This window comes from Dyadobacter sp. CY347 (assembly GCF_021502655.1).
In the GTDB taxonomy this organism is placed as follows: domain Bacteria; phylum Bacteroidota; class Bacteroidia; order Cytophagales; family Spirosomataceae; genus Dyadobacter.
In genome coordinates this window covers 507,198-532,395 of record NZ_JAKFFT010000002.1, presented here as the reverse complement: position 1 = coordinate 532,395, position 25,198 = coordinate 507,198, and the positions used below count along the sequence as shown (strand labels likewise).

The following is a 25,198-nucleotide window of genomic DNA, read 5'->3' as shown; positions in this document are numbered from 1 at the left end:
ATATAATAACAGTTACAACTAATGTTACAGAAATTGCGTCTTTTCAGATAAATCCTTAATGTTCAAAGATTATGAATATTCGCGCTTCAATATTTGTAACCCTCCTGTTCGTCAGCTTGTTTTCCTGCAAAGACGATGATGTCGATGCTGGCAATAATGGCCTTGTAGGCAAATGGAAGATGACTGAGTATTTATTTGATCCGGGCGATGGCAGCGGCAAATTTCAAAGAGCGTCAGAAGGAGAATCCAGCGTTGTCGAGTTCAAGGCGAATGGTGATTTTAAAGAGACAAGAGGATCACTTTCTTCTTATGTCAATTTGTACACCAAATACAAACTAATCGGCAACGACCTCATTGAACTCAGCGGCGCACCCAACAGTGTCGCCTACCCCGCCCATAACTGGTCCTATAAAGACCTTACTCCTACTTCCGTAACGCTGGGTTTTAGCTGTGATGGCACTTGTTTGGGGAAGTTTGTTGCTGTTGAATAAGGGCCTTATTTCAACCAATCCTTAAAAATTTCAGCACTGTAAGCGAGATCCTTTTTATGCGCCGCAACAGCGTCCATTGTCTTGGGAGATGTTTTTTCCAGGCATTGTTCCAAAACCAGGTGCGGGTTGACATTCATGGCTTTTAATGTTGTTACGAGGCGGCGGTAATCGATGTCGCCGTCGCTGAAAGATTCCTGCCAAATTCCGCCTTTGGATTGTCGCAAATGCAGTTCTACGATCCGTTTTCCGTATAATTTCACGATATCAAACAGCGCAATCTGCGAATTGCCTGAGCCGCGGTAAACCCAATGCACATCCAGGCAAAGGAATACATTGTCCGGATCTGTGGCGAGCAGCATATGGTGAAATTCCCGCGCGGCTGCCCGCAGTTCCACGTCGTGCGTGTGGTAAGCAAGCGTCATGCCGCGTTTTTTCAACTCCGCTCCCAGCTTGTCGAGGTTTTTGGCTTGTTCTGCCAGTTCGGCATCATTTTTATTTTCAGAGCCGCCCCATTTCAGCGGATTAGGATTCGTAACAATGATCTTCGTATCAACCGGCTTCAATGCATCCGCAATCGCCAGCACAGAGTCAATGGATTTTGTTGCCTCGTCAGCTTTGTGCAGGGAGCTGTTTACATAAACAGACGGCATAACAAGATTATATTTTTTCAAAACGGGCAACAACTTTCCAACTTCGCTGGCTTGTGTAAATGCAGGCTCGTATGCTTTCAGGCCGGTGGAGGCAAATTCTTTGAGCGACGCATCCAGGTTCGCCCCCCAGTCTTTGCCATCCCTTTCATAAAAGGTAATCCACGAATATTGGTTGCAGGAAATGGGAAAAGTGGCTGCTATGCTTTCGGTTTCGGGCAAAAAAGCGGCTCCGGCCGAGACAGCCAGCGAATTCATAAATGTTCTCCGATCCATGGTCATGACGAAAAGCTGTTTAGCGAGTTCAGGTAATTTTAATCAAAGGTGAAAACTGGGGAATATTACCGTCTTGCTTACCTTTGCAGCATTAAAGGATAAATCCCTTTCCCAATGCACCAAACGCTTCAACTTACCCTGGCGCCTGAAATCGCGCTGGACGACGAGAATTTTCGTCAGCATATCATTAAAAAATTGCGGCTGCGCGCCACCGACACGCCCATTATCCGCAAAACCCGTCAATCCATCGACGCCCGCAGCCGGCAGGTGAAAGTGAATGTGCAGGCAGAGGTTTATGTCAACGAAACCCCGCCGTCGCTGATTGGTTTGCAGCTTGATTATCCGGATGTAAGTAAGAAACCGCAGGCATTAATTATCGGTTGCGGCCCGGCTGGCATGTTCGCAGCATTGCGTTTGATTGAGCTCGGCATTAAGCCCGTCATTTTTGAAAGGGGAAAAGACGTGCGCGCCAGACGCCGTGATCTGGCTGCCATTAATAAAGACCACATTGTTAATCCCGAGTCCAATTACTGCTTCGGCGAAGGCGGTGCAGGGACCTATTCAGATGGAAAATTGTACACGCGTTCCAACAAACGCGGTGACATTCGGCGGGTCTTGGAAATTTTCGTAGGCCACGGCGCCAGCGAGCAAATCCTGATCGATACGCACCCGCACATCGGCACCAATAAGCTCCCCGTTGTCGTTTCCGAAATGCGTGAAAGCATTTTGAAAGCAGGCGGCGAAATTCATTTCGACACTAAGGTTACAGACTTCATCATTGAACAAAATATGCTGAAAGGCGTCGTTACCGATGATGATAAGGAACATTTGGGCATTGGTGTGATCCTGGCAACAGGACATTCTGCACGGGATATTTACGAGCTGCTGGACGCGAAAAAGATTTTGATCGAGAGCAAATCGTTCGCGATGGGCGTGCGCATTGAGCACCCGCAAAACACCATTGATAAAATCCAGTATCATTGTGAAAAGGACCGCGGGCCTTATTTGCCTGCCGCTTCTTATAGTTTGGTCATGCAAACACGATATAAGGGCGTTCAGCGGGGCGTTTTCTCCTTTTGCATGTGTCCGGGCGGGTTTATTGTGCCTGCCGCGACGGCTTCCGGGGAAGTGGTTGTGAATGGCATGTCGCCGTCTCGCCGCGATTCGCCTTATGCTAATTCGGGCATTGTGGTTTCCATTGAAGATCAGGATCTTTTGCCTTACAAGGAATTTGGCGCATTGGCTGGATTGCAATATCAAAAGGAAATCGAACAGGCTGCTTGTAAGTTTGCCGGCGCCACGCAAACCGCTCCGGCACAGCTTGCAGTCGATTTTGTAAAAGGAAGGGTTTCCTACCAGCTTCGGGACACGTCTTATCAGCCAGGATTGCAATCCGTTGATCTGCGGGAAATCCTGCCAGCGGAAATCGCTTTCCCGCTCAGCGAAGCGCTTTCGGATTTCGGACAAAAAATGAGGGGTTACCTTTCCGGTGACGCGCAGTTGATCGGTGTCGAAAGCCGCACTTCATCCCCCGTGCGAATCCCCAGGGAAACCGAAACCTGCGAGCACCCGGAACTGAAAGGCTTATTCCCCTGTGGCGAAGGAGCCGGTTACGCCGGAGGCATCATGTCGGCCGCCATGGACGGCGAACGCTGCGCCCAGCAACTCGCAAAATTATACGCCAACAAGAAAATCCAATAACTTCCCGATACGTTATTGTTATCATTATATTTGCATAATACACAATTGGAAGAAATTCCTTTTCACACACTATTTTATGCCAGAGATTTTCAGAATGTTCGGGATGAAGTTTTTCTTTTATAGCCTTGAACATTTACCCATCCACATTCATGTCCGCAATGCGGATGGAACTGCCAAATTTGAAATCAACCCGGTTAAATTGGTTGAAAGTCATGGCATTAAACCCAAAGATCTCGTGCTTGCCGAGGCGCTGGTTGAGGAAAACAAAGAGCTGATCACCGAAAAGTGGCAGCAATTTCACGGCGAATGAGCAAGTTAATTTTCTAAATGCTGATTGTGATGAAAATTGAAAATGTATGGTTCGATGATTCGAATATTTACGTTGTTACAGACAGCGGACATACCATTGGAAATCCGCTTGAATGGTTTGCCAGGCTTAAAAACGCCACTTCTGAACAACGCGAAAAGTTTGAGATCGGGCCCGAGGGCAACAGCTTGCATTGGGAAGAAATTGATGAAGACCTGAGCCTGGAAAGTCTTTTCGATTTCAAGCGCGAGCTGCATTATGCCAAAATCTGACACCTAACTTACTCAACAAACTGCCTCTATGGCCACTTTGGGATCTTTTTCCTTATTTATTGATGCACTCACACAAAAACTGAAATATCCGCTGCCCGGGGAGTCAGCGCACCGGATTATGCAGGCTTCTTCTAAGCTGCGACTGACATTCAAACCCAACGCCCGCACCCGCAAAAGCGCAGTTCTCGTTTTATTTTATCCTTATAAAGGCGAAATCTATTTCCCACTGATCCTGCGTCCGGCCTACGATGGCGTGCATTCAGGACAAGTGGCTTTCCCTGGAGGACGCTTCGAAAATACAGACGAAAATCTGATCCGCACTGCATTGCGTGAAGCGCAGGAGGAAATTGGACTTCGGTTAAATGATGTGAAAATCCTGGGCGTCCTGACCGAACTTTTCATCCCGGCGAGCAACTTTTACGTCCTCCCGGTCATCGCAACAATGCCTTACCGCCCCGACTTTTACCCCGACCCGCGCGAGGTAGAAGATATTTTTGAGATCAAATTAGAAGAAATTTCTGATATTGAAATTATCGGTAGCAGTGACATACAAGTCCGTGGGGAACAGGTGCATGCGCCGCATTATATGGTTCAGGGATACAAAATCTGGGGCGCAACAGCAATGATGATCAGCGAGTTTTTGACTGTTTTGAATGCGCCGGACAGCGACCCTGAAAGCTAGAAATTCACGCTTTATTTGCTATATTAGCAGGTAATTCAAATAGATCTTCCGGTATAGTCTGCCCTGTTCCGTTCTTTTGGAATGGATCAGCGCTGCCTCTCAAACCGGCTGGCAATGATTGCCTTACAAAAATTTACTGAGTACTTAAAACCTGGTTCCTCCTTCATTTATGGACGAAAACGGAGCTACGCCTGACGTAGAAGATAGCGGATTGCACGATAAACTGCCCATTTCGGGCCTATATGAAAGTTGGTTTCTTGATTATGCCTCTTATGTAATTCTGGAACGTGCGGTTCCTGCTGTTGAAGATGGTCTGAAACCCGTTCAAAGGCGCATTTTGCATGCTTTGAACGAGATGGACGACGGCCGGTTCAACAAAGTTGCCAATGTGGTGGGCTCATCCATGCAATATCACCCGCACGGTGACGCGTCTATTTACGACGCCATTGTAAACATTGGTCAGAAAGAATTGCTTTTCGATACCCAGGGAAACTGGGGTGATATCCGCACCGGCGACGGTGCTGCGGCAGCGCGTTATATAGAAGTCCGTTTGTCGCGCTTTGCCAAAGAAATTGTTTTTAATGATGATACTACCGAATGGCAGCTTTCCTACGACGGACGTAAGCGCGAACCGGTAACATTACCCGTAAAATTCCCGCTGCTGCTTTCACTAGGCGTTGAAGGGATTGCGGTGGGGTTGTCTACCAAAATCCTTCCGCACAATTTCTGCGAGCTGATCGAAGCCTCGATCAGCATTCTGCAAGGCAAAGAGGCCACCATTTACCCCGACTTCCTGACCGGCGGGCAAATTGACATTTCCAACTATAATGACGGTCACCGGGGCGGAAAAGTGAGGGTTAGGGCGCGGATTGAGGAAGAGGATAAGAAAATGCTCGTTATCCGCGACATTCCGTTCGGGACTACGACGACTTCCATCATTGATTCGATCATAAAGGCCAATGATACGGGTAAAATCAAGATCCGGAAAGTGGTCGATAATACGGCTGCGGAAGTTGAAATCCAGGTGCATCTGGCGCCGGGCGTTTCCCCGGACATTACGATGGATGCGCTTTATGCATTTACCGAATGTGAGGTTTCTATCTCTCCCAACGCGTGTATCATTATCGCCGACAAGCCGCATTTTGTTGGGGTAACCGAAATTTTAAAATACAACACAGGCCAAACGGTTCATTTGCTGCAACGCGAGCTCGAAATCAAACGGTTAGCATTGCTGGAAAAGATCCTGTATGGCTCTTTGGAAAAAATATTTATTGAAAACCGCATTTACCGTGACATTGAAGAATGCGAAACTTTCGAGGCTGTAATCCGCACCATTGACAAAGGACTTGAACCCTATAAGCCGCAATTCTACCGCGAGATCACGGACGATGACATTGTAGAGCTGACCGAGATCAAGATCAAGCGTATTTCAAAATACGATGGTTACAAGGCGGATGAGTTGATGAAAAAGTGGCAGGAAGAATTGGCTGAAACCGAAGATAACCTGGTGCATATCACGCGCTTTGCCATTGAGTATTACAAAGATCTGCTCAAAAAATATGGTAAAGGACGCGGCCGCAGAACCGAAATTCGCGCATTCAACCAAATTTCCGCGAACATTGTTGCGGCCAATAACCAGAAACTATATGTAAACCGTGCAGAAGGTTTCATTGGTTACGGGCTTAAAAAGGATGAATTCGTAACCGATTGTTCGGACATTGACGACATTATCGTTTTCAAATCCGATGGAAAATGTCTGGTTACCAAGATCCAGGAAAAGGTTTTTGTTGGAAAAGACATTATTCACTGTGCCGTCTTCGTCAAAAACGACGAACGCATGGTCTATAACCTCGTCTATCTGGATGGAAAAACGGGCGTTTCCTACATCAAACGATGCCAGATCACGGCAGTCACGCGCGACCGTGAGTACGACCTTACACAAGGAACGCCAAAATCCAAAATCACCTATTTTACGGCCAACGAAAATGGTGAAGCTGAGATCATTGCCGTAAGCCTCTCGGCCCAAAGCAAGGCAAAAGTGAAGCAATTCGACTTCAATTTCGCTGATCTGCTGATCAAAAACCGAAGCGCGATGGGTAACATTCTGACAAAATACCCTGTCAGGAAAATTATCTTAAAACAAGCCGGCCGATCCACATTAGGAGGCGTTGATATGTGGTTTGACCCTATAATAGGCCGTCTGAACCGAGACGAAAGAGGCGAATATTTAGGAAATTTCGGGCCGTCCGACAGCATTCTGGTCGTCTACAAAGAAGGGTCTTATGAGTTAACCAATTTCGATCTTACGAATCATTACGTTTCGAATGAGGTGTTGTTAGTAAAAAAGTTTGATCCAAAAATGGCCATAACCGCGCTGTATTTTGACGGAGGCCAGAAAAACCATTTTATCAAACGCTTTAACATTGAGACTTCAACAAGAGATAAAAAATTCTTATTTATCAGCGATGCTAAAAATAGTAAGTTACTGCTGGCCAGCACTGATAAGCGCCCAAGACTGGAAATAACATCGCTCAAAACCGCAACCAAGGAGCAGTCGAAGGAGGAATATCTGATTGAAGAAATGGTCGATGTGCGCGGCTGGCGGGCTATGGGAAACAAGCTTCCTAATGATAAGTTCAAGGAAATACGCTGGCTTGAACCACTGCCCGAACCAGAGGAAGAAGTGGTTACATCAGCAGTTGTTACAGATGTAGATAGTTCGGATGCAGAAGCGGACGTTGAAGAAGGCTCAGATGGAGAAGTTACAGATGAAGTCCCGGACGAGGACACAAGCGATCAATCCGGAACGCATGCTGAGACTGGCGATCCGGCTGGCACTGAGCCGGAAAGCGCTGACGACGACGCAAAACCAGAAGTAAAACCAAAGAAAGAGCCTAAAAAAGGGAAAGATCAGAAAAACCAATTGGGCCTTTTCTAAACATTTTTGAAATAAATAAAAACTAAAAACCAGCAACGAAAAACACTGCTGGCTGCGTACGGTTTATGAATACAACATCGTGTATAAAAAACCGGAATATTATAAAGAGTTGGTACATTAGAAGACAACTTCAAGTACACGGGTGAAAAATTTGATTAAAACCATATTACTCCTATTATTTGCGTGCATGGTTTTTATCTTGCTTTGTAACCTTTGGGTGGTGTATTACACAAGGCAATACAACTATTTTTCAATCGAAAGCCTTCCTTCCAATGACGTGGCATTGGTTTTGGGAACGAGTAAGAAATCCGAAAAAGGCAAGGACAACCTTTTTTTCAAATACAGAATGGAGGCAACTGCCAGGCTGTTTAAAGAAGGGAAGATCAAATACATTATTTTGAGTGGAAATAATGATTCACAATACTATAATGAACCGCTTGATATGCAAAGAGCGTTACTGAATCTGGGAATACCCGAGAATGTCATGACGCTGGATTATGCGGGGTTCAGGACATTCGATTCGATCATTCGTTGCAAAGAGGTTTTTAACCAGGACAACTTCACGATCATTTCACAGAATTTCCATAATGCAAGGGCACTCTATATCGCTCATAATGAAGGCATTAATGCCATATCATTTGCAGCGCAGGATGTGCCGGACGGTTATTCACTGCGCACATTGGTGCGGGAATATCTGGCAAGACCGAAGGCTGTTCTGGACGTCCATATATTGCGTCCTGCGGCGGATGTTACCTCAAACAATGAGATAAGAAAAAAATGAGAAATTGGAATGAGGGAAATGATTCGGCACACGCACCGGTTCGTACACACAGCTTGAAAAAAACACTACTTTATCTGCTCCTGCTGACATTCGTTTGTACTACGAAGTCCTTTTCACAGACCACTTATACCATCAAAGGAAAGATAACCGACGCAACAACCGGCGACGCCATCCCTTTTGCTAACGTTGGCATAAAAGCTTCACTAGCAGGCGCTACCACCAATTTTGATGGCTTTTACCAGATCACTTTCACGCAACCAGCGGATTCGATCATCGTGACATATGTTGGTTATGATAGCAAAAGCAAACCGATCAAACCAGATCTGGCCGAGCAAACCATTGATATACAACTCACCCCCGGAACGCTGCAACTGAGAGAAGTCCGGATATTTGCAGGAGAAAATCCGGCTTATGCGATCATGCGTAAGATCGTAGCGGGAAAAAGCAAAAACAACACGGACGAGCTGGACGCCTACGAATACGAAAGCTACAATAAGATCCAGATTGACATTGACAACCTTTCCGAAAAATTCAGGAAAAGGAAATCGGTCAAGAAAATGACGCATATCGTTGATAAATACGATGAGGTGAAGGGAGAAAACGGCGAGACGATCATTCCGATTTTCATATCTGAGTCCGTGTCAGACGTTTATTATCGTCGCAATCCGAAGAAAAAGAAGGAGATCATTAATAAGACCAAAGTGTCCGGTGTGGGCCTGACAGACGGAAGCCTTGTTTCGCAGCTCATCGGATCGTCATTTCAGCAATATAATTTTTATAATAACTGGCTGAATATCTTAGACAAAGACTTCGTTTCCCCGATTTCCGACAGCTGGAAAGTTTACTATGAATATTATCTTTCCGACAGTGTAAAAAACGGCGATAAATACGATTACCAGATTGATTTTGAGCCAAAACATGTGCAGGACTTAGCATTCACGGGCTCGTTTTGGGTGGATGGCGACACGTACGCACTCACGCAAATGGACGTGAGCGTAGGCAAGGGCGCGAATTTAAATTTTATTGAAAAGATCAAGATTCAACAGTCCTATGAGTTTTTTGAAGAGCAAAATGAATGGGTTACTTCAAAAACGCGCGTGCTGATCGATGTGGATGAGCCGACGAAGCAAACCGCCGGCATGCTGCTGAAATTCTATTCAGCTAATTCAAATTACAAGATCAATAACCCGCGGGATCCTAAATTTTATGACACGGCCATTGAGCTGAAAGAGGATTACATGCAGCATGATTCCACTTATTGGCAAAAAAGCCGTCCGGAAGCGCTGAGTGCGAACGAGTTGCTTTCTTTCCAGCTTGTAGATTCACTGAAAATGCTGCCGGTAGTAAAAACCTACACCGAGATCCTGAACATCCTGGTAAACGGATACAAGCGCATTGACAAATGGAACATTGACATTGGTCCTTACCTGTTTTTATACGCCAACAACAACATTGAGGGCCACCGCGTGAGGTTAGGCTTTAAAACCGATCCCGGTTTCAGCAGAAAATGGATTTTCAACGGCTATGGAGCTTACGGAACAAAGGATAAGGCATTCAAATACGGCGCCGGAATGGACTATATTTTTGACCGGAAACCCTGGACCGTTGGCGGCATTTCCTATTCCAAAGATCTCGAACGTCTCGGCCTTTCCGCTGAAACAATAGGCCCGAATACATTATTTGGCGCATTTTCCAGATTTGGAACGTTTCGGAGAGCTTATTGGCAGGAAGACATTTCGGCCTATTTTAAAAGGGAATTGGTTAAAGGCTTAACAGGAAGCATTCAAATCCGACACCGCGATTTCAGGCCATTATTTCCGTTTACTTACCGGACAAATCCTGAGGCGGGCATTGAGTCTCCAGTCAAAAGTACATTTGATATCACAGAAATAAATCTGGAAACGAGGCTGGCGCGAAAAGAGACTTTTTTACAAAATGACAATGAGCGCATTAGCATGGGCAACGGAAATTCTCCCGCCTTTACATTGCGTTACACATTGGGAATCAGGAATTTCCTCGGCGGCGATTTTAATTATAATAAGTTCTCATTCAATGTAAAGCAAAGCTTTCGATTTGGCGTTATCGGCAGGACTTATTACAATGTAACATTCGGGTTGATCCCTTCGACATTGCCCTACCCATTGCTTTATACGCCGCTAGGAAATGAATCGCTATTCTATGTTGATAATGCATTCAACCTCATGCGTTATTTCGAATTCATGAGCGACAGATATGTTTCTGTGCGCATGGAGCACAATTTTGAAGGCTTTTTATTAAACAGGATCCCGGCCATCAAAAAGCTTAAACTGCGGATGTTAGCAACCGGAAAGCTGTTTTACGGAAGCGTGAGTGATGCAAATCTTGCATTATCGACAACACAGGATGAGTCTGGCAATGAAGTGCAGGTTTTCAATAAGCTGAAAGATTTGCCTTACATTGAGCTGGGTTACGGGATTGATAACATTCTGAAATTTGGCCGCGTGGACTTTGTGCACAGGCTTACTTACCTTAAAAATCCGAATGTTACGCCGTTTGCGGTGAAGATTTCTTTCTGGTTCAGCTTGTAAGCGGGATTAAATGCGTTTCAGGTCTTTCAGTGCGTAAGTTAAATGCACCTGCTGCCCCACTTCTACATCCATTTTGTTTCTGTAAAAGGACAATTTCTCATTTTTGACATTGCTGCATCGGATTTCCCAGTGGTTTCCATGAAACCGGATTGCCTCCACTTTACCTTGCCATCTGTTTTTTTCAGGATGCTTGGTCGACTTGATTTTCTCCGGGCGGATATAGAATTGCTTTGAATTTTCGGCGTCCGCAAGCCAGTTAATGTCGCCTGTCAGCTCTGCCACATAACTATCAATAGGCTGGTTATAAACCTCCTGTGGCGTCCCTATCTGAATGATTCTGCCATCGCGCAGCACCGCAATCCGGTCGGACCAGGCCAATGCATCAGCGGCTTCGTGCGTAACGAAGACACACGACATCTTTTGCTGCCTGCGCATGGTTTCGATCGCGCTCGCCAGCACGCGGCGGTTATGGTTGTCCAAATGGGCAAACGGTTCGTCCAGGAGTAAGACATCCGGCTGCTCTGCCAATGCTTTTGCAATCGCAGTCCGCTGTTTTTCCCCACCGGATAGCAGTTTGGCTTTTTGATTTTTTACATATTCCAAACCTGTAATAGAAAGCAGCTCCGCCACCTTCTCCTTTCTGTAATCAGCATTATAAAACCGCAGCGAATACGCAATGTTCTCCTCGACAGTCTGATTAGGAAAAAGCTCAAATTCCTGATGGATAAGCTTGATGGATTCGTGGCCTGGAATGAGTTCGCCGCTTACGGGTTTTAATTCCTGTTCTTTAAAAAAGACTTTACCTTCCTCCGCATCCTGGAAACGTCCCAGAATGCGGAGTAAGGTGCTTTTACCCGACCCGCTTTCACCCAAAATGCCCAGCCATTCTCCTGCATTTAGCTGCAAATCAATGTTGGATAAAACCGGTTTTGCACCAAAGCTTTTTGTAAGGGATTGCGCGCGCAGGGTAATTTTTTCTTTTTTCATTATGCCCAGGTAATCTTGTTTTCCATGGGTGTGCGACGTGCCGGCGCTTCCGGTGCATCGTGATAGCCCATGAAATACAATCCAAGGCATTTCTGATTTTCGGGAATGCCTGCGAATTTGGCCAGAAGATCCAGGACACCCGGACTGCTCCAATATGAGCCTATGCCGTAAGCCGTTGCCGTAAGCCACATATTTTGAACCGCGCAAGCCACCGCAGCCGTTTCTTCCCATTCCGGAAGCTTGTCCGGATGCAATTCGGCGCAGATCAGCACGACCACATTGGATTTAAGGACCTTCTCTCCTGCCGCGTCATATCTGGCCTGGGAAAATGATTCGGGAGGCGTCACGGTGCGGTATCTTTCCGTGAAAAACCCGGCAAGTTTATTCAGGCTTTCGCCTTTGTAAACTACAAAACGCCAGGGCTCTGTCAATTTATGGGTTGGGGCGTAGTTGGCATTTTCAAGAATGGTTAGCAGAACTTCCTCAGGAATGTCTTTCTCGATATAACTGGGCGGAAAAATGCTGCGCCTGTTACGGATTACATGATTAACTGCCTCAACTGTTTGTTCCATTGCAATAAAATTTACTTCTGATTTGTCAAAAAAACAAAGCTAGCAATCTGTAAGTAAAATTTACCAACATCGTGCACAACTTTGCCGTTAAACAATTAATTTGGGCGGCTCCTTGTTGAAATCCGCTAAATTGGCCTCAATAAATTTCACTTCAACCAACCTGACACAGTATGCTTGTTACTACTACTCCGAACATTGAAGGCAAAAAAATCACTAAGTACATTGGTTTGGTAAACGGTGAAGCGATTATCGGCGCCAACTTTTTCAAGGATTTTCTGGCCGGGATCCGGGACGTGGTAGGCGGTCGCTCGGGCTCTTATGAGCAAGGCCTGCGGGAAGCCAAAAGCATTGCGATCCGCGAAATGATGGACCAAGCGCAAAGATTGGGAGCCAATGCAGTCATTGGCGTTGACATTGACCTGGAAACCATTGGTGGAAACAGCTCGATGCTGATGGTAAGCGCAAACGGGACGGCAGTTTGCTTCGAATAACAGGTTAAAACAAAAAAATGGCCTACCGCATTACAGTAGGCCATTCCACGTAAACCCTCCTCTATCAGTGTTCGTCAAAAATGTTATTGGGTATCTGACAGGGCGTCAGTCCCAGGCAACAATTTGCTTGACTGAATACTAATAACTAAAATTCTGTGCCAAATTATCAAACAAAAGCAAAGTGACAAAAATTTGACAAACTTTTTTTATCTTAATGTAGATTATTTACTACAAAAAATCGGAATGATACAGTAAAATATAGCTATCTGAATAATCATCAGAAGGGTTACTGTCTAAATATTCGTCAAATCCGGGAATTCGTTCCCCAATGCTTTTACCACTTATAACTTTCACTAGATCTGACGTGTCATTTCAATGTGTTCAATGTCATCTTCAAAGTAAATATCGCTTGATTGGACGAAGCCGAACGAGCCATAGAATTTCTTCAGATACAACTGTGCCCCAATCCGAATGACGCTTTTGCCGTACAAAAGTTCAACCTTTTTGATCGACTCATTCAATAATTCGATACCATAACCGAACCCCCTTCCCTGCCTCGAAACAGCGATGCGGCCGATGGAAGCAAATTCGTAAGAAACGCCCGGTGGGAGAATGCGTGCGTAAGCTGTAAGGTTGCCGTCCCGGTAACCGCATAGATGATGTGACTTTTGATCCTTTCCGTCAAGGTCAGGGTAGCAGCATCGCTGCTCGACCACGAACACTTCATTGCGAATCCGCAAAATTTCGTAAAGTTCCTGCTTGCTCAGTTCTTCAAAAGTCTTGAAGTCCCAGTTTAATTTAAGATCCATTTGTAACAGTTGTTCTTGAAAGAATATATTTTTACCTGAATTAAATCGTCTTTCATAAATTTGCAGCGAATTAACAACATAACATTTTACAAAGCTAAGCATGGGAAGAGCTTACGAATATAGAAAAGCGCGGATGTTCAAGCGTTGGGATAAAATGGCCAAAACCTTTACGAGGATTGGTAAAGACATTGTCCTTGCTGTAAAAAGCGGAACCGCTGATCCTAATACAAACGCAAGGCTGAGGGTTCTTTTACAAAATGCCAGGGCGGCCAACATGCCCAAAGATACCGTAGAAAGGGCAATTAAGCGGGCTACGTCCAAAGACCAGGAAGATTATAAAGAAATGGTTTATGAAGGTTACGGCCCACACGGCGTCGCGATCCTCGTAGAAAGCACAACGGACAACCCGACAAGGACGGTTGCCAACGTGCGCAGCTATTTTAATAAGCTGGGCGGAAGTCTGGGCACAATGGGCATGCTCGATTTCATTTTTGACCGCAAATGTATTTTCAAGATCAAAAATCCAGGGAACAAGGACCTGGAAGAGTTCGAATTTGAACTGATCGACGTTGGTGGTGAAGAGGTTTTTTTGGATGAAGAAACCAATCTGATCAACATTTACGGAGAATTTACAGCATTCGGCGCATTACAGCATTATCTGGAAGAAAACGGTTACGAGATCGTCGAAGCAGATTTTGAACGCATTCCGAATGACACCAAATCCCTAAGCGACGAAGAAGTTGCGGAAGTTGAAAAACTGATCGAGAAGATCGAGGACGACGATGATGTGCAGCGCGTTTACCACAATATGGGTTAATGCTTAATGCAAAGCGATAATCTCGTGTTGTCGTTTCATAAAATCAAACTTGTCGCCGGGCCCTTTTCCCAGCAGCGACGCGCCAACAGGCGATGAAGAAGAGACTGCTATTACGGTCTCTTCTTCTATTTTTACGGCTCCCAGGCTTACGGCGATCAGAAACCAGCCGGCACTCGTTTCCAGCAATGATCCTACTGCGGCGCGCACAGCCACTTCATTATCATGAATTTTTTCTAAAACCAATCTTTCCAGCCGCACCTGCTCATATTGGCGGGCGTGCATATTCCGGTCCAGCTGGCCCATGGAGCGGGAGGTTTCGTATTTATCGCCCATTGAGCTCTTGCCCTGATCATTTGCCGATGATTGCGCGGCTTCCATCGCATTCCACGCCACCATCATCCGCTCTTCCAGAAGTGATTTTATATAGGTTATTAATACTGCCTTATTCATTCTATTCTAATTTTTTATTCGTCCTTAACGCCGGGAAAATGTCCGGTAATGTTCCAAAGATAGTCAGCTGCGAGGAAGAAATAGGAAGGGGAAATTTCCAAATGCGTTTTCGCGTTGCCGGGTTCCTTATTATCTTTGTCAAACTTTCTTGAATACCAACAATGACAAAACTTTCGGTCCGGCACTTACTTGGAATTAAAAACCTGAACGAGAATGACATTCACACCATTTTAGATACAGCGACTCAGTTCAAGGAAGTCATTAACCGGCCCATCAAGAAAGTCCCATCGCTCCGGGACATTACCATAGCAAACGTTTTTTTCGAAAATTCGACCCGGACGAGGCTCTCTTTCGAGCTTGCCGAGAAGCGTCTTTCTGCGGATGTCGTTAATTTTTCAGCCTCAGGAAGTTCAGTAAAAAAAGGAGAGACGCTCTTGGATACGGTCAATAATATCCTGGCTATGAAAGTGGATATGATCGTAATGCGGCATAGCAGCCCGGGAGCGCCACATTATCTTTCGACACGCATTCCTGCTAATGTAGTCAACGCAGGCGACGGCACCCACGAGCACCCTACTCAGGCATTGCTCGATGCCTTTTCGATGCGGGAAAAATTGGGAGATCTCACCGGAAAGAAAATCGCGATCATTGGAGACATTACCCACTCACGCGTTGCGCTTTCCAATATTTTTTGTTTGCAAAAATTGGGAGCAGAAGTGATGGTTTGCGGGCCTTCCACTTTGATTCCCAAGCATTTAGATGAACTAGGCGTTAAGATCGGCCACAATGTTCGCGAAGCGCTGGAATGGTGCGATGTAGCGAATGTGCTGCGCATTCAACTGGAACGTCAGCAGATCAAATATTTTCCATCATTGAGGGAATATTCACTCTATTATGGCATAAATAAGGCCATGCTGGATAGTTTGAACAAAGAAATCGTCCTCATGCACCCTGGCCCGATCAATCGCGGCGTTGAGCTTTCTTCCGATGCTGCGGATTCAAGCCATTCCATTATTCTAAATCAGGTTGAGAACGGCGTTGCGGTGCGGATGGCGGTGCTTTATCTGCTTGCCCAGCAATAGTCAACTTCCCGGTTCCTCCATTTTCCTGCCGCATAATGTGCACGCGAATATATTCCGGCGTGTAAGGGACTATTTTTAGATAAAATTTTACCTTTACCAGCATCCACAAAAACCGATTCTGATGATTCACACGGAAGGAATGCTGCGCGACGATGCATTGAAAGGCAAAACTATTATTGTTACCGGCGGCGGGACAGGCCTTGGCAAATCCATGGCCACTTACTTTTTGAAGCTCGGCGCCAACATTGTGATTTGCAGCAGACGGCTCGAAGTGCTTGAAAAAACCGCGAAAGAATTGGAAGAAAGCATTGGCGGCAACATTCTGGCCATTGAATGCGACGTCCGCAAAAACGAGCAGATCGAAAACGTGATTGCAAAAGCCATTGAGAAATTCGGTTCTGTGAACGGTTTGGTCAATAATTCTGCGGGCAATTTTATTAGTCCGACTGAAAGATTATCCTATAAGGCAGTGGATGTGGTTGTCGATATTGTATTGCGCGGGACTTATTATTTCACGCTCGCATTGGGTAAATACTGGATTGAAAACAACATTAAAGGAACCGTTCTGAACATTTCAACGACGTATGCATGGACCGGTTCGGGCTGGGTCGTGCCTTCCGCGATGGCGAAAGCAGGCGTGCTCGCCATGACCAAATCACTGGCTTTTGAATGGGCCGATCATGGAATCAGGCTAAATGCCATTGCGCCGGGACCATTCCCAACCAAAGGAGCCTGGGAGCGGCTTTTTCCCGAAGAATTAGCCAAGAAATTTTCTTTCGAAAGTCGCATTCCGCTGGAACGCGTGGGCGACCATCAGGAACTGGCTAATCTGGCAGCGTATTTAATGTCCGATTTTTCGGCTTATATGACCGGCGAGGTGATTACCCTGGATGGCGGTGAAGTTTTGGCTGCCGGACAGTTCAACTTCCTGAAAGAAGTCACTGACGATCAATGGGATATACTTGAAGATCAGATCAAGAATGCCAACCGAGCGAGTAAGAAATCAGAATAAAAATTTTCTTACCGTTTTATTGGGTAATTTTACCTGTTCGTTCGTTATTTGACAAATGATGAAAACATGTACATGAGAACTACTTTAAGCTTTTATATTTGTGTTTTAACAGCCTCGTTGCTAGCTGGATGCGCGTCGTCCAACAAGTCTATGAAGCAATTGCCCGAAGCGCAGGTCCGCCCCTCTCAGCAATCTGCTCCGGTTAATGAAGAACTTACCCTGATTGCCATTCAAAGTAAATATTTGATAAAAGACTCCACGCAAACGAAAGTCTTCCTTTACGTAGATGCTTTTAAGGGCAAAAACCCGATTTCCCCAGCTGACTTCATTCGCCTTTACAACCTTAATTACGTCATTTATTCAGATTACGGAACGCGTGATCGGCTAGGTTATGGCAATGTAAAACTGGACTCTTCTAACGTTTCACAGATCGGACAGAAGATCGTCATTGCCTATGATCTAAAAAGCCCTGACAAGGAGTATGGCGTTTTGCTGAGCGAAATAAGCCAGACAGGAACATTAAAAAAGGTGCTTAATGACCTCACGATCAGGTTTAAAAAGCAGGGTGTTAATGAAACATACGGCGTTTATACAGCCAATAGCAACCAGCCATTACAGCGGCATTATATCAATTCCAACGAACCATTTACGTTAAAAAAGGCTTCCGGTGGAAGCGAACAATTGCAGGTTGTTTACTACAATCACGATTTCGAGGCAGCTGGGTCGCCGATGAATATTGCTGCTAAAAATGTTCCCAAATCACTTGAAGTAGATAGCTCGTTTACGATCAATTCTGACCAGCAGATTACATTTACCAAGGAAGGTCTTTATAACATTTTTGCCGATACAACGCAGTCAGAAGGCTTAGGCATACTCGTTGTAAATGAGCGTTTTCCAAAGATGACACGTCCGGGACACCTGCTCGGGCCGTTGCTTTACATGAGCACAAACAACGAGATTAACGAAATCAAAAAAGCAGAAGATTACAAAAAAGCGCTTGATAAATACTGGCTGACCTTGATGAACGGAAATGCACCTTTGGCGCAGCAATCCATTCGTTCATTTTATGGTCGGGTGGAAGAAGCAAACCAGCTTTTTACAACGTATAAAGAAGGGTGGAAAACGGATAAAGGCATGATCTACATTGTGCTAGGGCCACCAGATAAAGTTCAGCGCAGCAAGAATCGGGAAGTATGGACTTACGATCAACGCGGCAATGCGCAGAATGTCAATTTTACATTTAATAGAAAAAACAATCAATTCGTGGATGATCATTATGAACTGGTTCGGTACGCCGAATACCAGCCTATTTGGTATCCAGTTGTAGAAGCATGGAGAAACGGCAGTATACGGTAAGAAAACCCGCCCCAAGACAGTCCCAGGCCGATATGGTTTTTGGTACGCAATCGGTATTGGAAACCCTTCGCTCAGGCAAGGAAATAGAAAGATTATTCATTCAGAGAGAGTTCGGACTTGCTGAAATCGAGAAACTTGCAAAGGAATTAGGCGTCCCTTTTCAGCGCGTTCCGGTCGAAAAACTCAACCGCGTAACACGGAAGAATCACCAGGGCGTTATCGCTTTCGTCTCCCCGATCCAGTATATGCCGCTTCATAATGTGCTCACGCAGGTTTATGAAGAAGGCAAAACACCACTACTGCTTCTTTTAGACAGAATCACCGACGTAAGAAATTTCGGCGCCATCGCCAGAACCGCAGAATGCGCTGGTGTTCAAGCGCTAATCGTTCCAACAAAAGGAGGAGCACAGATTAATGCAGATGCAATGAAAACTTCTTCCGGAGCATTGAACTTCCTGCCGGTCTGTCGCGAACCAAACCTGTACGAAACATTACAATATCTCCGCAACAGCGGTTTGCAAATCATTGCCTGTACAGAAAAAACAGAAAAATCACTCTACGAAATCGATTTCTCCATCCCAACAGTCATCATTATGGGATCTGAGGAAGACGGGATTTCAAAAGAATTCATCCAGCTGGCCGATTCCGGCGCAAGAATTCCACTAAGTGGCCAAGTGGAATCGCTGAATGTTTCGGTTGCCAGTTCGATTGTGTTGTATGAGGCGGTGAGACAGCGGATAAAAATCTGATAGCAGAATTTTTATTAAAGGAAATTTATTTATATTTGCATAACACCTGAACCGGCATTGGATTGCATCTCCTCTAAGCACGTCAGGTGTTTTTTTATTCCAAAGTCTCCCAGCGTATCGATTCTGTTATTGAATACAGAAAGAATTGATTTTGAACGGTCATCTGGATATTGAAATAAGCATTTTTTCCGCCTATTTGCGTTTCAAAAAAGTGATATCCGATTACATGTTGCTTTTGATGGTTTTGGTTCGAGGTAAACCCAACATAAGTAGCCTCTCTTAAAGAATCCTCTAATCCATTGATCAGTAAATGAATTTTTCCTTGGTAAGGAGTAAATGGCTGATTAATACACTCTTTGATCCCAACCATGTTGAACTTAATCTCGGCGTTGAGTTCAGCTCGGTAAATTCCAACATTTTCTGCTACCAAATCCCTTTTTACTCGATCCCTCGCCATCCGGCGCAAGAAATTTAAATCCATCTGTAAATTTCAGCTGTTGATGAAACAATACAGAGGAACTATTGAGTAAAATAATAATATGACGGCCCAAATTACGGCCTGAACTTCCCAAATCTTGAAGACTTGGGAAGTTTACTACTGCCGGAAACTCTTCATAATCCACCCACCACCAACAACGTCGTCTCCTTCATAAAATACAGCAGCTTGTCCAGGGGCGATGCCATTGACACCATCATGAAATCTGGCGACAATTTTATCCGGCTCGATTTGCTCGATTGTTGCAGGCGTTCCGTCGTGCTTGTAGCGCACTTTGGTCACTGTTTCGAGCGGCTTTTCGAGAGAAGCGTATTTTTGCAGATTCAGCTTGCTCACATACATTCCGTCCCTGAACAGATCTGGCAGATCGCCTAGAACGACTTCATTTGTATCTTTTCTGATCTCGGTGACAAAAGCAGGTTTGCCTAATGCAATGCCCAGTCCTTTGCGTTGGCCAACTGTGTAAAATGGGTAACCTTCATGTTTTCCCACGATTGTACCGTCTTCAAAGACGAAATTTCCACCGGCAACCTCAGCCTCTAATCCAGGAATCCTTCTTTTCAAAAATCCCCTGTAATCATTATCCGGCACGAAGCATATCTCATAGCTTTCTGATTTATTAACAAGATCAATAAAACCTCTTTCTCGCGCCATTTCGCGGATTTCCGATTTATGCAGATAACCCAATGGCAGCTTCGTGCGCGCAAGGCTTTCCTGGGAAACGCCCCAAAGCACATAGCTTTGGTCTTTCCAGCTGTCAATGCCTTTGGAAACATAATGACGGCCATCATGGAATTGCATATTGGCGTAATGCCCCGTCGCAATGTGCTCGCAATCCAGGCGGTCGGCGCGTTTTAAAAGCGCATCCCATTTAATGTGGGTGTTGCATAAAACGCATGGATTAGGCGTGCGGCCTTCCAGGTATTCTCCTGTAAAGTGATCGATCACATAATCACCAAATTCGGCGCGGATATCCAGAATGTAATGCGGAAACCCCAACTCGACCGCAATAGTCCGGGCGTCGTTGATGGAATCGAGGGAGCAGCAACCGGTTTCTTTTTTTGTACCACCGCTGCTGGCATAATCCCAGGTTTTCATGGTCATACCAATGACCTCATAACCTTGTTCGTGTAACATAACAGCTGCGAGAGAGCTGTCGATGCCGCCACTCATGGCGACTAAAATACGTCCGTGTTTGCTCATTCCGGGAATCTGCGAAGGTTGAATGCCTTCCGATTTTGTTTAAGTTGAAAATTTGTAACAGTCAAGCGCTGCTACAGGTTTCACAAAAGTACGGATAAAGCTTATTAATTTTGCACAGCCACTTTAAACACATCTTTTCCCACCGTGATCAGATACAAACCATTTTGCAGCGAACTCATATCCAGCGGTTTTGAAGGCAGAACAGAAGATTCCATAACCGAGAAGCCTTGCACGTTTCTGATGGAGTAAGGTTGGTTTTTGTCCTTACTTTCAATGTGGAGCGTCCCGCGCGAAGGATTTGGATATACTTTCGCAGCACCCTGACCGTTCCTGACCGCGATGATTTTAGAATGCTCAAATGTACCGTCGAAATCCAGTTGTTTTAGTCGGTAGTAAGTGATTGTTCCGGGGTTAGGATCAGTAAATGAATAGGTGTTCTCCTCATTTGCGTCTCCGTTTCCTTCCACAAAACCTATTTTTTGGAATGCAGTTGGGTTTGTACTGCGCTCTATTTCAAAGCCTTTGTTTTTTGTCTCGGAGGCTGTTTTCCAGACAAGTTTGTTGCCTTCACCAACACTAACGACTTTAAACTCTATTAATTCAACTGGGAAGGCGATGCATACGCCCGATTCACTAATTTCCTGCCTGGAATTACAACCTGAAGCATTGGTTGTGATGTACGCCTGGTGGGCAGGGTTCGATAAAAATTTGCATATACTTTGAATCCCGCAATTTGAGAGTGAAGTTGAGTTTGCTATTATAATCTCAGAAATTTCAGAAGGGTTTAAATTATCCAGTCCCTCTAAACTGGTAAGGCTTGGATTACCTTGAATATTGAGGTTGCCGCCTAATGAAGTAAGCGTCTTCAATGCTGTCAAATTCTCCAAATCGGGATTGCTCATTAAATGAAAGTTCCCTTTTATTTGCCCAAGTTTTTCGAACCCATTTATACTTTTAACTGAATTCCCAAAAAAGTTTAGATCTCCTCCAACAGATGTTAATGCATTTAGCCCAATAGAGTTGCCCTTGAAGCCGGAAATGTATAAAGAACCATCTATTTTCTTTATTGCGCTTAAACCGCTTAAAGATGTTAAAGCATCATTATAACTTACGAATACGCTGCCCGCAACATGTGTAACTGCCGATAATGCTGAAATACTGGTTAATGATGGATTTGACAAAATTTCTAACCTTTTTAAATATGTAAGTTTTTGGAGCCCATCTAAACTTACCAAAGCCGGGTTATCGGTGACATATAATTCTCCGATAGAAGCACCACTGAGGGCAGGCAGACCTTTCAAATCCAATAACACATCATTAAATCTAATTTGAAAGGCTCCGGAAATGTGATTTAGCTTTGGCAGGCCTGATAGCGATTCCAATGCTGCATTACCCCTAATTTCGAAATCAGAAACAATGTTCTCGAGTGCACTTAGGCCTGACAGCGTTGTCAAGTTTGGATTATTCCAAATTTGAAGATTTCCGGTAATTTGGTTGATCTGACCCAACCCGTTTAAATTGACAATATCATTTCCGCTGACAAAGAGATAGCTGGTGATTATTTGACATCCTGGATAAGCAGTTGAAAAATTATCAACATCAGCCTGACTGGTCAAGGCAATCCCGTTTGAACCACAGTATTGAGCTTTCGCAACGAAGAAATAAAAGATGAATAAAGATGTTAGCCCGAAATATTTTTTCATAATTTAAAAGTCAGCGTTTCAAAAACTTGTGAAAATGTGGCATACGTTCAGGGAAATTTAATTTTGCACAGCCACTTTAAACACCTCTTTCCCCACCGTGATCAGATACAAACCATTTTGCAGCGAACTCATATCCAGCGGTTTTGAAGGCAGAACAGAAGATTCTATAACCGAGAAGCCTTGTACGTTTCTGATGGAGTAAGGTTGGTTTTTGTCTTTACTTTCAATGTGGAGCGTTCCGCGTGAAGGATTTGGATATACTTTCGCAGTACCCTGACCATTCCGGAGCGCAATGATTTTAGAATGCTCAAATGTGCCGTCAAAATCAATTTGTTTGAGGCGGTAATAAGTGATTGTTCCGGGGTTAGGATCAGTAAATGAATAGTTATTCTCCTCATTCGCATCCCCATTTCCTTCCACAAAACCTATTTTTTGGAAAGAAGTTGGGTTTGTACTGCGTTCAATTTCAAAACCTTTATTTTTTGTCTCGGAGGCTGTTTTCCAGGTTAGTACATTGCCCTTCGCATCCGATTTCCCCTCAAAACTTATCAAATGAACTGGCAAAATAGCAATGCAGGTTTCGGAGGAGATGATTTCTTGTCTGGTGGAGCATTCTACTCCATTATTTGAAATAGTGGCTGCATTATTCGGATCAGCTAAGTAAATGCAAAGACTTTTTACGTTGCAAGCTGATAAGAGGGCTGAATTTCTAAGGTAGAGACTGGTAATTTCAGCAGGATCGATATTTTCGATTCCTACTAGACTCGTAAAATTGGTATTAGTCAAACGAATCTGCTCTATTGATTCGATCGAACTCAAACCGGTAAAGCTGCTGGGCCCGACACCAGCTATCTCTAGCCGTGTCAGGTTAGTGACAAATTCTAATCCGGTAAAATCGATTAAATTCGGATTTGCTGACAACGACAAACTAAAATTAGTTACTGGTGGCAAACCATTGAAACTTGTTAAAAGAGAATTTTCTGAAAAACCTAGAAATTGAAAAGTTTGCAGGTTCTTCATTCCGGTTAAGTCGACTAATTTAGTTGCAGTAACGCTTAATCCTATGCCGATTGTCGTCAAATTTTCAACACCCGCTAATGAAGTTAAATTTTGAAGGTAACTTATGTCAAGCCTCCCGGCAATCGTTGTCAGTGCACCAAGTCCATCCAAACTTGTAATGAGCGGGAGTTGGTTGAGAACAATATTTCCGGAGACATTAAATGGATCCTGAGGATCCCCACTAAAAGTTACAGAAGTTAAAGCATCAAGACCAGAAAAATTCGATAACGCCGGCGAATTAGCAATCCGCAGCGTACCAGCAATGCTCGTTACAGATGCTAAACCATTTAAATTTGTAATAGTACTCCCTCCTATGTATACGTCGCCAACAATCGATGTGCAGGCCGGATAATTCGTACTGAATTGATCTATACTCGCCTGCGTCGAAAAAACTACCCCTCCAACAGGGCAAGTAGGAACATTCCCTTCCACATAAATAATGTCCGAATAAGAAAAGTCGCCGTTCACCTTCTCCTCTTTTAAACGATAGTAATTCTGCAGGTTTGACATGTAATCATTAAAACTATAGGATTGCGGGTTAGGCGAATCTCCCTCGGTAAATACATAACCAATTTGAACAAAAGCATTGGGAGTGGTACTTCTTTCCACTGCAAAACCTAGCACATCAGTTTCAGAGCTAGTCTGCCAGGTAAGCTCAATTGTTGTCAAAACCTTAACACCCTCAAAATTGACAATATCAGTTTCGGCTACAATACCCTCACAAGTCATAGAAGACGAAATTTCAGGGGCTGTACATCCGGAAGCATTATTGCCAATAATGGCATCTCCCGGGCTATCCGCAAGCAGCTTACATATACTTTGAATATTGCATTGGGAAAGATTTTCATTGTTCTCGAGATCCAATCCGCCTATACTTTCAAGCGCATAAAAGGCATTGAGGTTTGATATCTGACAATCTACAATATAGAGTGTTCCAGAAATCGTTTTCAATGCTGGGAGACCGTTGAGACTATTGCAAAATGAAAAAGTACAAGGCCCTCCTATTGAAGTGACGTTTTCAAGCCCGGTAAATCCATTGCTGTAAACGACCTCGAACCCGTAAGGCAAAGCTGTAATTGAGCTCAGCGCATTGTAATTTGAAATCCCTTTGAAATCCTGGAAAAACCCTAAAAAATTGAGCGATTCTAGACCACCCAGGCTTGTCAAACCTGCGTTCGAGCCAATCGACATTGACTTTAAAGATGTGATTGCTTCCAGACCATTTAAGTTCTTTAACAAAGGGCACCCGTCAATGGACACGCCTTCTCCAATGGTTTCCAATGCTGTCAAACCACTCAAGCTTGTTAACGCATCACATTGTCGTACACTGAAATTGTGATTAATATTCTGTAAAGCACCCAGACCTGTAAGATTCGTCAAACCTGGATTATTTTGTATGATGAGTTGACCGATGTAATCACCCGGAAGAATATCAGTTAGCGATCCTAATCCATTGAGGCTTGTCAGGAGCGGATTATTCTGTATTGTAAGATCACCTGCAATCGTGACAATAGCCGCCAATCCGTTTAGATTGACAATGTCAGGACCCGAAATCGTTACAGGCCCGAGCACTTGTGTGCATCCAGGATTGTTTGCGTTAAAATTATCAATACTGGCTTGGGTACCAAATGTGATACCACCAACGCCACAAGTCTTCGCCTGCGCCACACTCAACACAACTACGAAACAAATGCAGAGCGTAAAGATTTTTTTCATAGCCTGAATTGTATATAATGTAACGATTAAAAAG

General features: G+C 44.5%; 23 protein-coding genes. 14 read left to right on the top strand and 9 right to left on the bottom strand.

The annotated features are described in order from the left end of the window. Window positions 1-71 precede the first annotated feature (71 nt). On the top strand, window positions 72-491 hold the full coding sequence (locus L0659_RS03035) for a hypothetical protein (RefSeq protein ID WP_235124137.1): 420 nt from the start codon (window positions 72-74) through the stop codon (window positions 489-491). A 5-nt stretch (window positions 492-496) separates the two neighbouring features. Here L0659_RS03035 and L0659_RS03030 read toward each other — a convergent pair whose 3' ends face one another. Further along, a complete protein-coding gene (locus tag L0659_RS03030) occupies window positions 497-1,420 on the bottom strand; it encodes a sugar phosphate isomerase/epimerase (protein WP_235124136.1) in 924 nt (307 codons plus the stop codon). Window positions 1,421-1,528: 108 nt separating this feature from the next. Between L0659_RS03030 and L0659_RS03025 the strand changes: the two genes are divergently transcribed. From L0659_RS03025 to L0659_RS02995, 7 genes are all read left to right on the top strand, one after another. Then, window positions 1,529-3,115 carry an NAD(P)/FAD-dependent oxidoreductase gene (locus L0659_RS03025; RefSeq protein ID WP_235124135.1) on the top strand — a complete coding sequence of 529 codons (1,587 nt, stop codon included), beginning with the start codon at window positions 1,529-1,531 and terminating at the stop codon, window positions 3,113-3,115. Window positions 3,116-3,191: 76 nt separating this feature from the next. Next, on the top strand, window positions 3,192-3,425 hold the full coding sequence (locus L0659_RS03020) for a DUF4160 domain-containing protein (protein WP_026628202.1): 234 nt from the start codon (window positions 3,192-3,194) through the stop codon (window positions 3,423-3,425). 29 nt (window positions 3,426-3,454) lie between these two features. Beyond that, entirely contained in the window at window positions 3,455-3,694 is a 240-nt protein-coding gene (locus L0659_RS03015) for a DUF2442 domain-containing protein (RefSeq protein WP_235124134.1), read from the top strand. Between the two features lie 28 nt (window positions 3,695-3,722). After that, a complete protein-coding gene (locus tag L0659_RS03010) occupies window positions 3,723-4,376 on the top strand; it encodes a CoA pyrophosphatase (RefSeq protein WP_235124133.1) in 654 nt (217 codons plus the stop codon). A gap of 169 nt (window positions 4,377-4,545) precedes the next feature. Then, the gene (locus L0659_RS03005; RefSeq protein WP_235124132.1) at window positions 4,546-7,314 is read left to right on the top strand and encodes a DNA gyrase/topoisomerase IV subunit A; all 2,769 of its coding nucleotides are present in this window, start codon (window positions 4,546-4,548) and stop codon (window positions 7,312-7,314) included. 187 nt (window positions 7,315-7,501) lie between these two features. After that, a complete protein-coding gene (locus tag L0659_RS03000) occupies window positions 7,502-8,095 on the top strand; it encodes an ElyC/SanA/YdcF family protein (protein ID WP_310590677.1) in 594 nt (197 codons plus the stop codon). Then, window positions 8,092-10,662, top strand: coding sequence for a DUF5686 and carboxypeptidase-like regulatory domain-containing protein (locus tag L0659_RS02995; RefSeq protein WP_235124130.1), 2,571 nt, complete (start codon window positions 8,092-8,094; stop codon window positions 10,660-10,662). Before L0659_RS03000 ends, L0659_RS02995 begins: the two co-directional genes overlap by 4 nt. A 6-nt stretch (window positions 10,663-10,668) precedes the next feature. On the opposite strand, the gene L0659_RS02990 is transcribed toward L0659_RS02995, so the two are convergent. Next, window positions 10,669-11,649, bottom strand: coding sequence for an ABC transporter ATP-binding protein (locus L0659_RS02990; protein ID WP_235124128.1), 981 nt, complete (start codon window positions 11,647-11,649; stop codon window positions 10,669-10,671). Further along, a complete protein-coding gene (locus L0659_RS02985) occupies window positions 11,649-12,221 on the bottom strand; it encodes a nitroreductase (protein WP_235124127.1) in 573 nt (190 codons plus the stop codon). The genes L0659_RS02990 and L0659_RS02985 overlap by 1 nt, the downstream gene beginning before the upstream one ends. A gap of 170 nt (window positions 12,222-12,391) precedes the next feature. On the opposite strand from L0659_RS02985, the gene L0659_RS02980 reads away from it, so the two are divergent. Further along, on the top strand, window positions 12,392-12,712 hold the full coding sequence (locus L0659_RS02980) for a heavy metal-binding domain-containing protein (protein WP_235124126.1): 321 nt from the start codon (window positions 12,392-12,394) through the stop codon (window positions 12,710-12,712). Between the two features lie 353 nt (window positions 12,713-13,065). Here L0659_RS02980 and L0659_RS02975 read toward each other — a convergent pair whose 3' ends face one another. Next, window positions 13,066-13,521: a GNAT family N-acetyltransferase gene (locus L0659_RS02975; RefSeq protein ID WP_235124125.1), complete on the bottom strand. Its 456-nt coding sequence runs from the start codon at window positions 13,519-13,521 to the stop codon at window positions 13,066-13,068. Between the two features lie 100 nt (window positions 13,522-13,621). Here L0659_RS02975 and L0659_RS02970 point away from each other — a divergent pair, with 100 nt between their 5' ends. Beyond that, entirely contained in the window at window positions 13,622-14,338 is a 717-nt protein-coding gene (locus L0659_RS02970; protein WP_235124124.1) for a YebC/PmpR family DNA-binding transcriptional regulator, read from the top strand. 3 nt (window positions 14,339-14,341) lie between these two features. Here L0659_RS02970 and L0659_RS02965 read toward each other — a convergent pair whose 3' ends face one another. After that, window positions 14,342-14,788 (bottom strand): transcription elongation factor, encoded by a 447-nt coding sequence (locus L0659_RS02965; protein WP_235124123.1) that lies wholly within the window; start codon window positions 14,786-14,788, stop codon window positions 14,342-14,344. A gap of 161 nt (window positions 14,789-14,949) precedes the next feature. Here L0659_RS02965 and L0659_RS02960 point away from each other — a divergent pair, with 161 nt between their 5' ends. The 4 genes from L0659_RS02960 (at window position 14,950) to rlmB (ending at window position 18,987) form a co-directional block, all read left to right on the top strand. After that, entirely contained in the window at window positions 14,950-15,870 is a 921-nt protein-coding gene (locus L0659_RS02960; RefSeq protein ID WP_235124122.1) for an aspartate carbamoyltransferase catalytic subunit, read from the top strand. Between the two features lie 121 nt (window positions 15,871-15,991). Next, window positions 15,992-16,882, top strand: coding sequence for an SDR family oxidoreductase (locus L0659_RS02955; RefSeq protein WP_235124121.1), 891 nt, complete (start codon window positions 15,992-15,994; stop codon window positions 16,880-16,882). 150 nt (window positions 16,883-17,032) lie between these two features. After that, on the top strand, window positions 17,033-18,238 hold the full coding sequence (locus L0659_RS02950; protein ID WP_310590683.1) for a GWxTD domain-containing protein: 1,206 nt from the start codon (window positions 17,033-17,035) through the stop codon (window positions 18,236-18,238). Next, entirely contained in the window at window positions 18,214-18,987 is a 774-nt protein-coding gene (rlmB, locus tag L0659_RS02945; RefSeq protein ID WP_234615647.1) for a 23S rRNA (guanosine(2251)-2'-O)-methyltransferase RlmB, read from the top strand. The genes L0659_RS02950 and rlmB overlap by 25 nt, the downstream gene beginning before the upstream one ends. 94 nt (window positions 18,988-19,081) lie before the next feature. Here the strand turns inward: rlmB and L0659_RS02940 are convergent, their stop codons facing one another. From L0659_RS02940 to L0659_RS02925, 4 genes are all read right to left on the bottom strand, one after another. Then, complete coding sequence (locus tag L0659_RS02940; RefSeq protein ID WP_235124118.1) at window positions 19,082-19,468, bottom strand: hypothetical protein; 387 nt, start codon at window positions 19,466-19,468, stop codon at window positions 19,082-19,084. Between the two features lie 114 nt (window positions 19,469-19,582). Next, entirely contained in the window at window positions 19,583-20,686 is a 1,104-nt protein-coding gene (mnmA, locus tag L0659_RS02935; protein ID WP_235124117.1) for a tRNA 2-thiouridine(34) synthase MnmA, read from the bottom strand. A 104-nt stretch (window positions 20,687-20,790) separates the two neighbouring features. Next, window positions 20,791-22,389 carry a T9SS type A sorting domain-containing protein gene (locus L0659_RS02930; protein WP_235124116.1) on the bottom strand — a complete coding sequence of 533 codons (1,599 nt, stop codon included), beginning with the start codon at window positions 22,387-22,389 and terminating at the stop codon, window positions 20,791-20,793. A gap of 57 nt (window positions 22,390-22,446) precedes the next feature. Then, window positions 22,447-25,164: a T9SS type A sorting domain-containing protein gene (locus L0659_RS02925; RefSeq protein WP_235124115.1), complete on the bottom strand. Its 2,718-nt coding sequence runs from the start codon at window positions 25,162-25,164 to the stop codon at window positions 22,447-22,449. Window positions 25,165-25,198 lie beyond the last annotated feature (34 nt).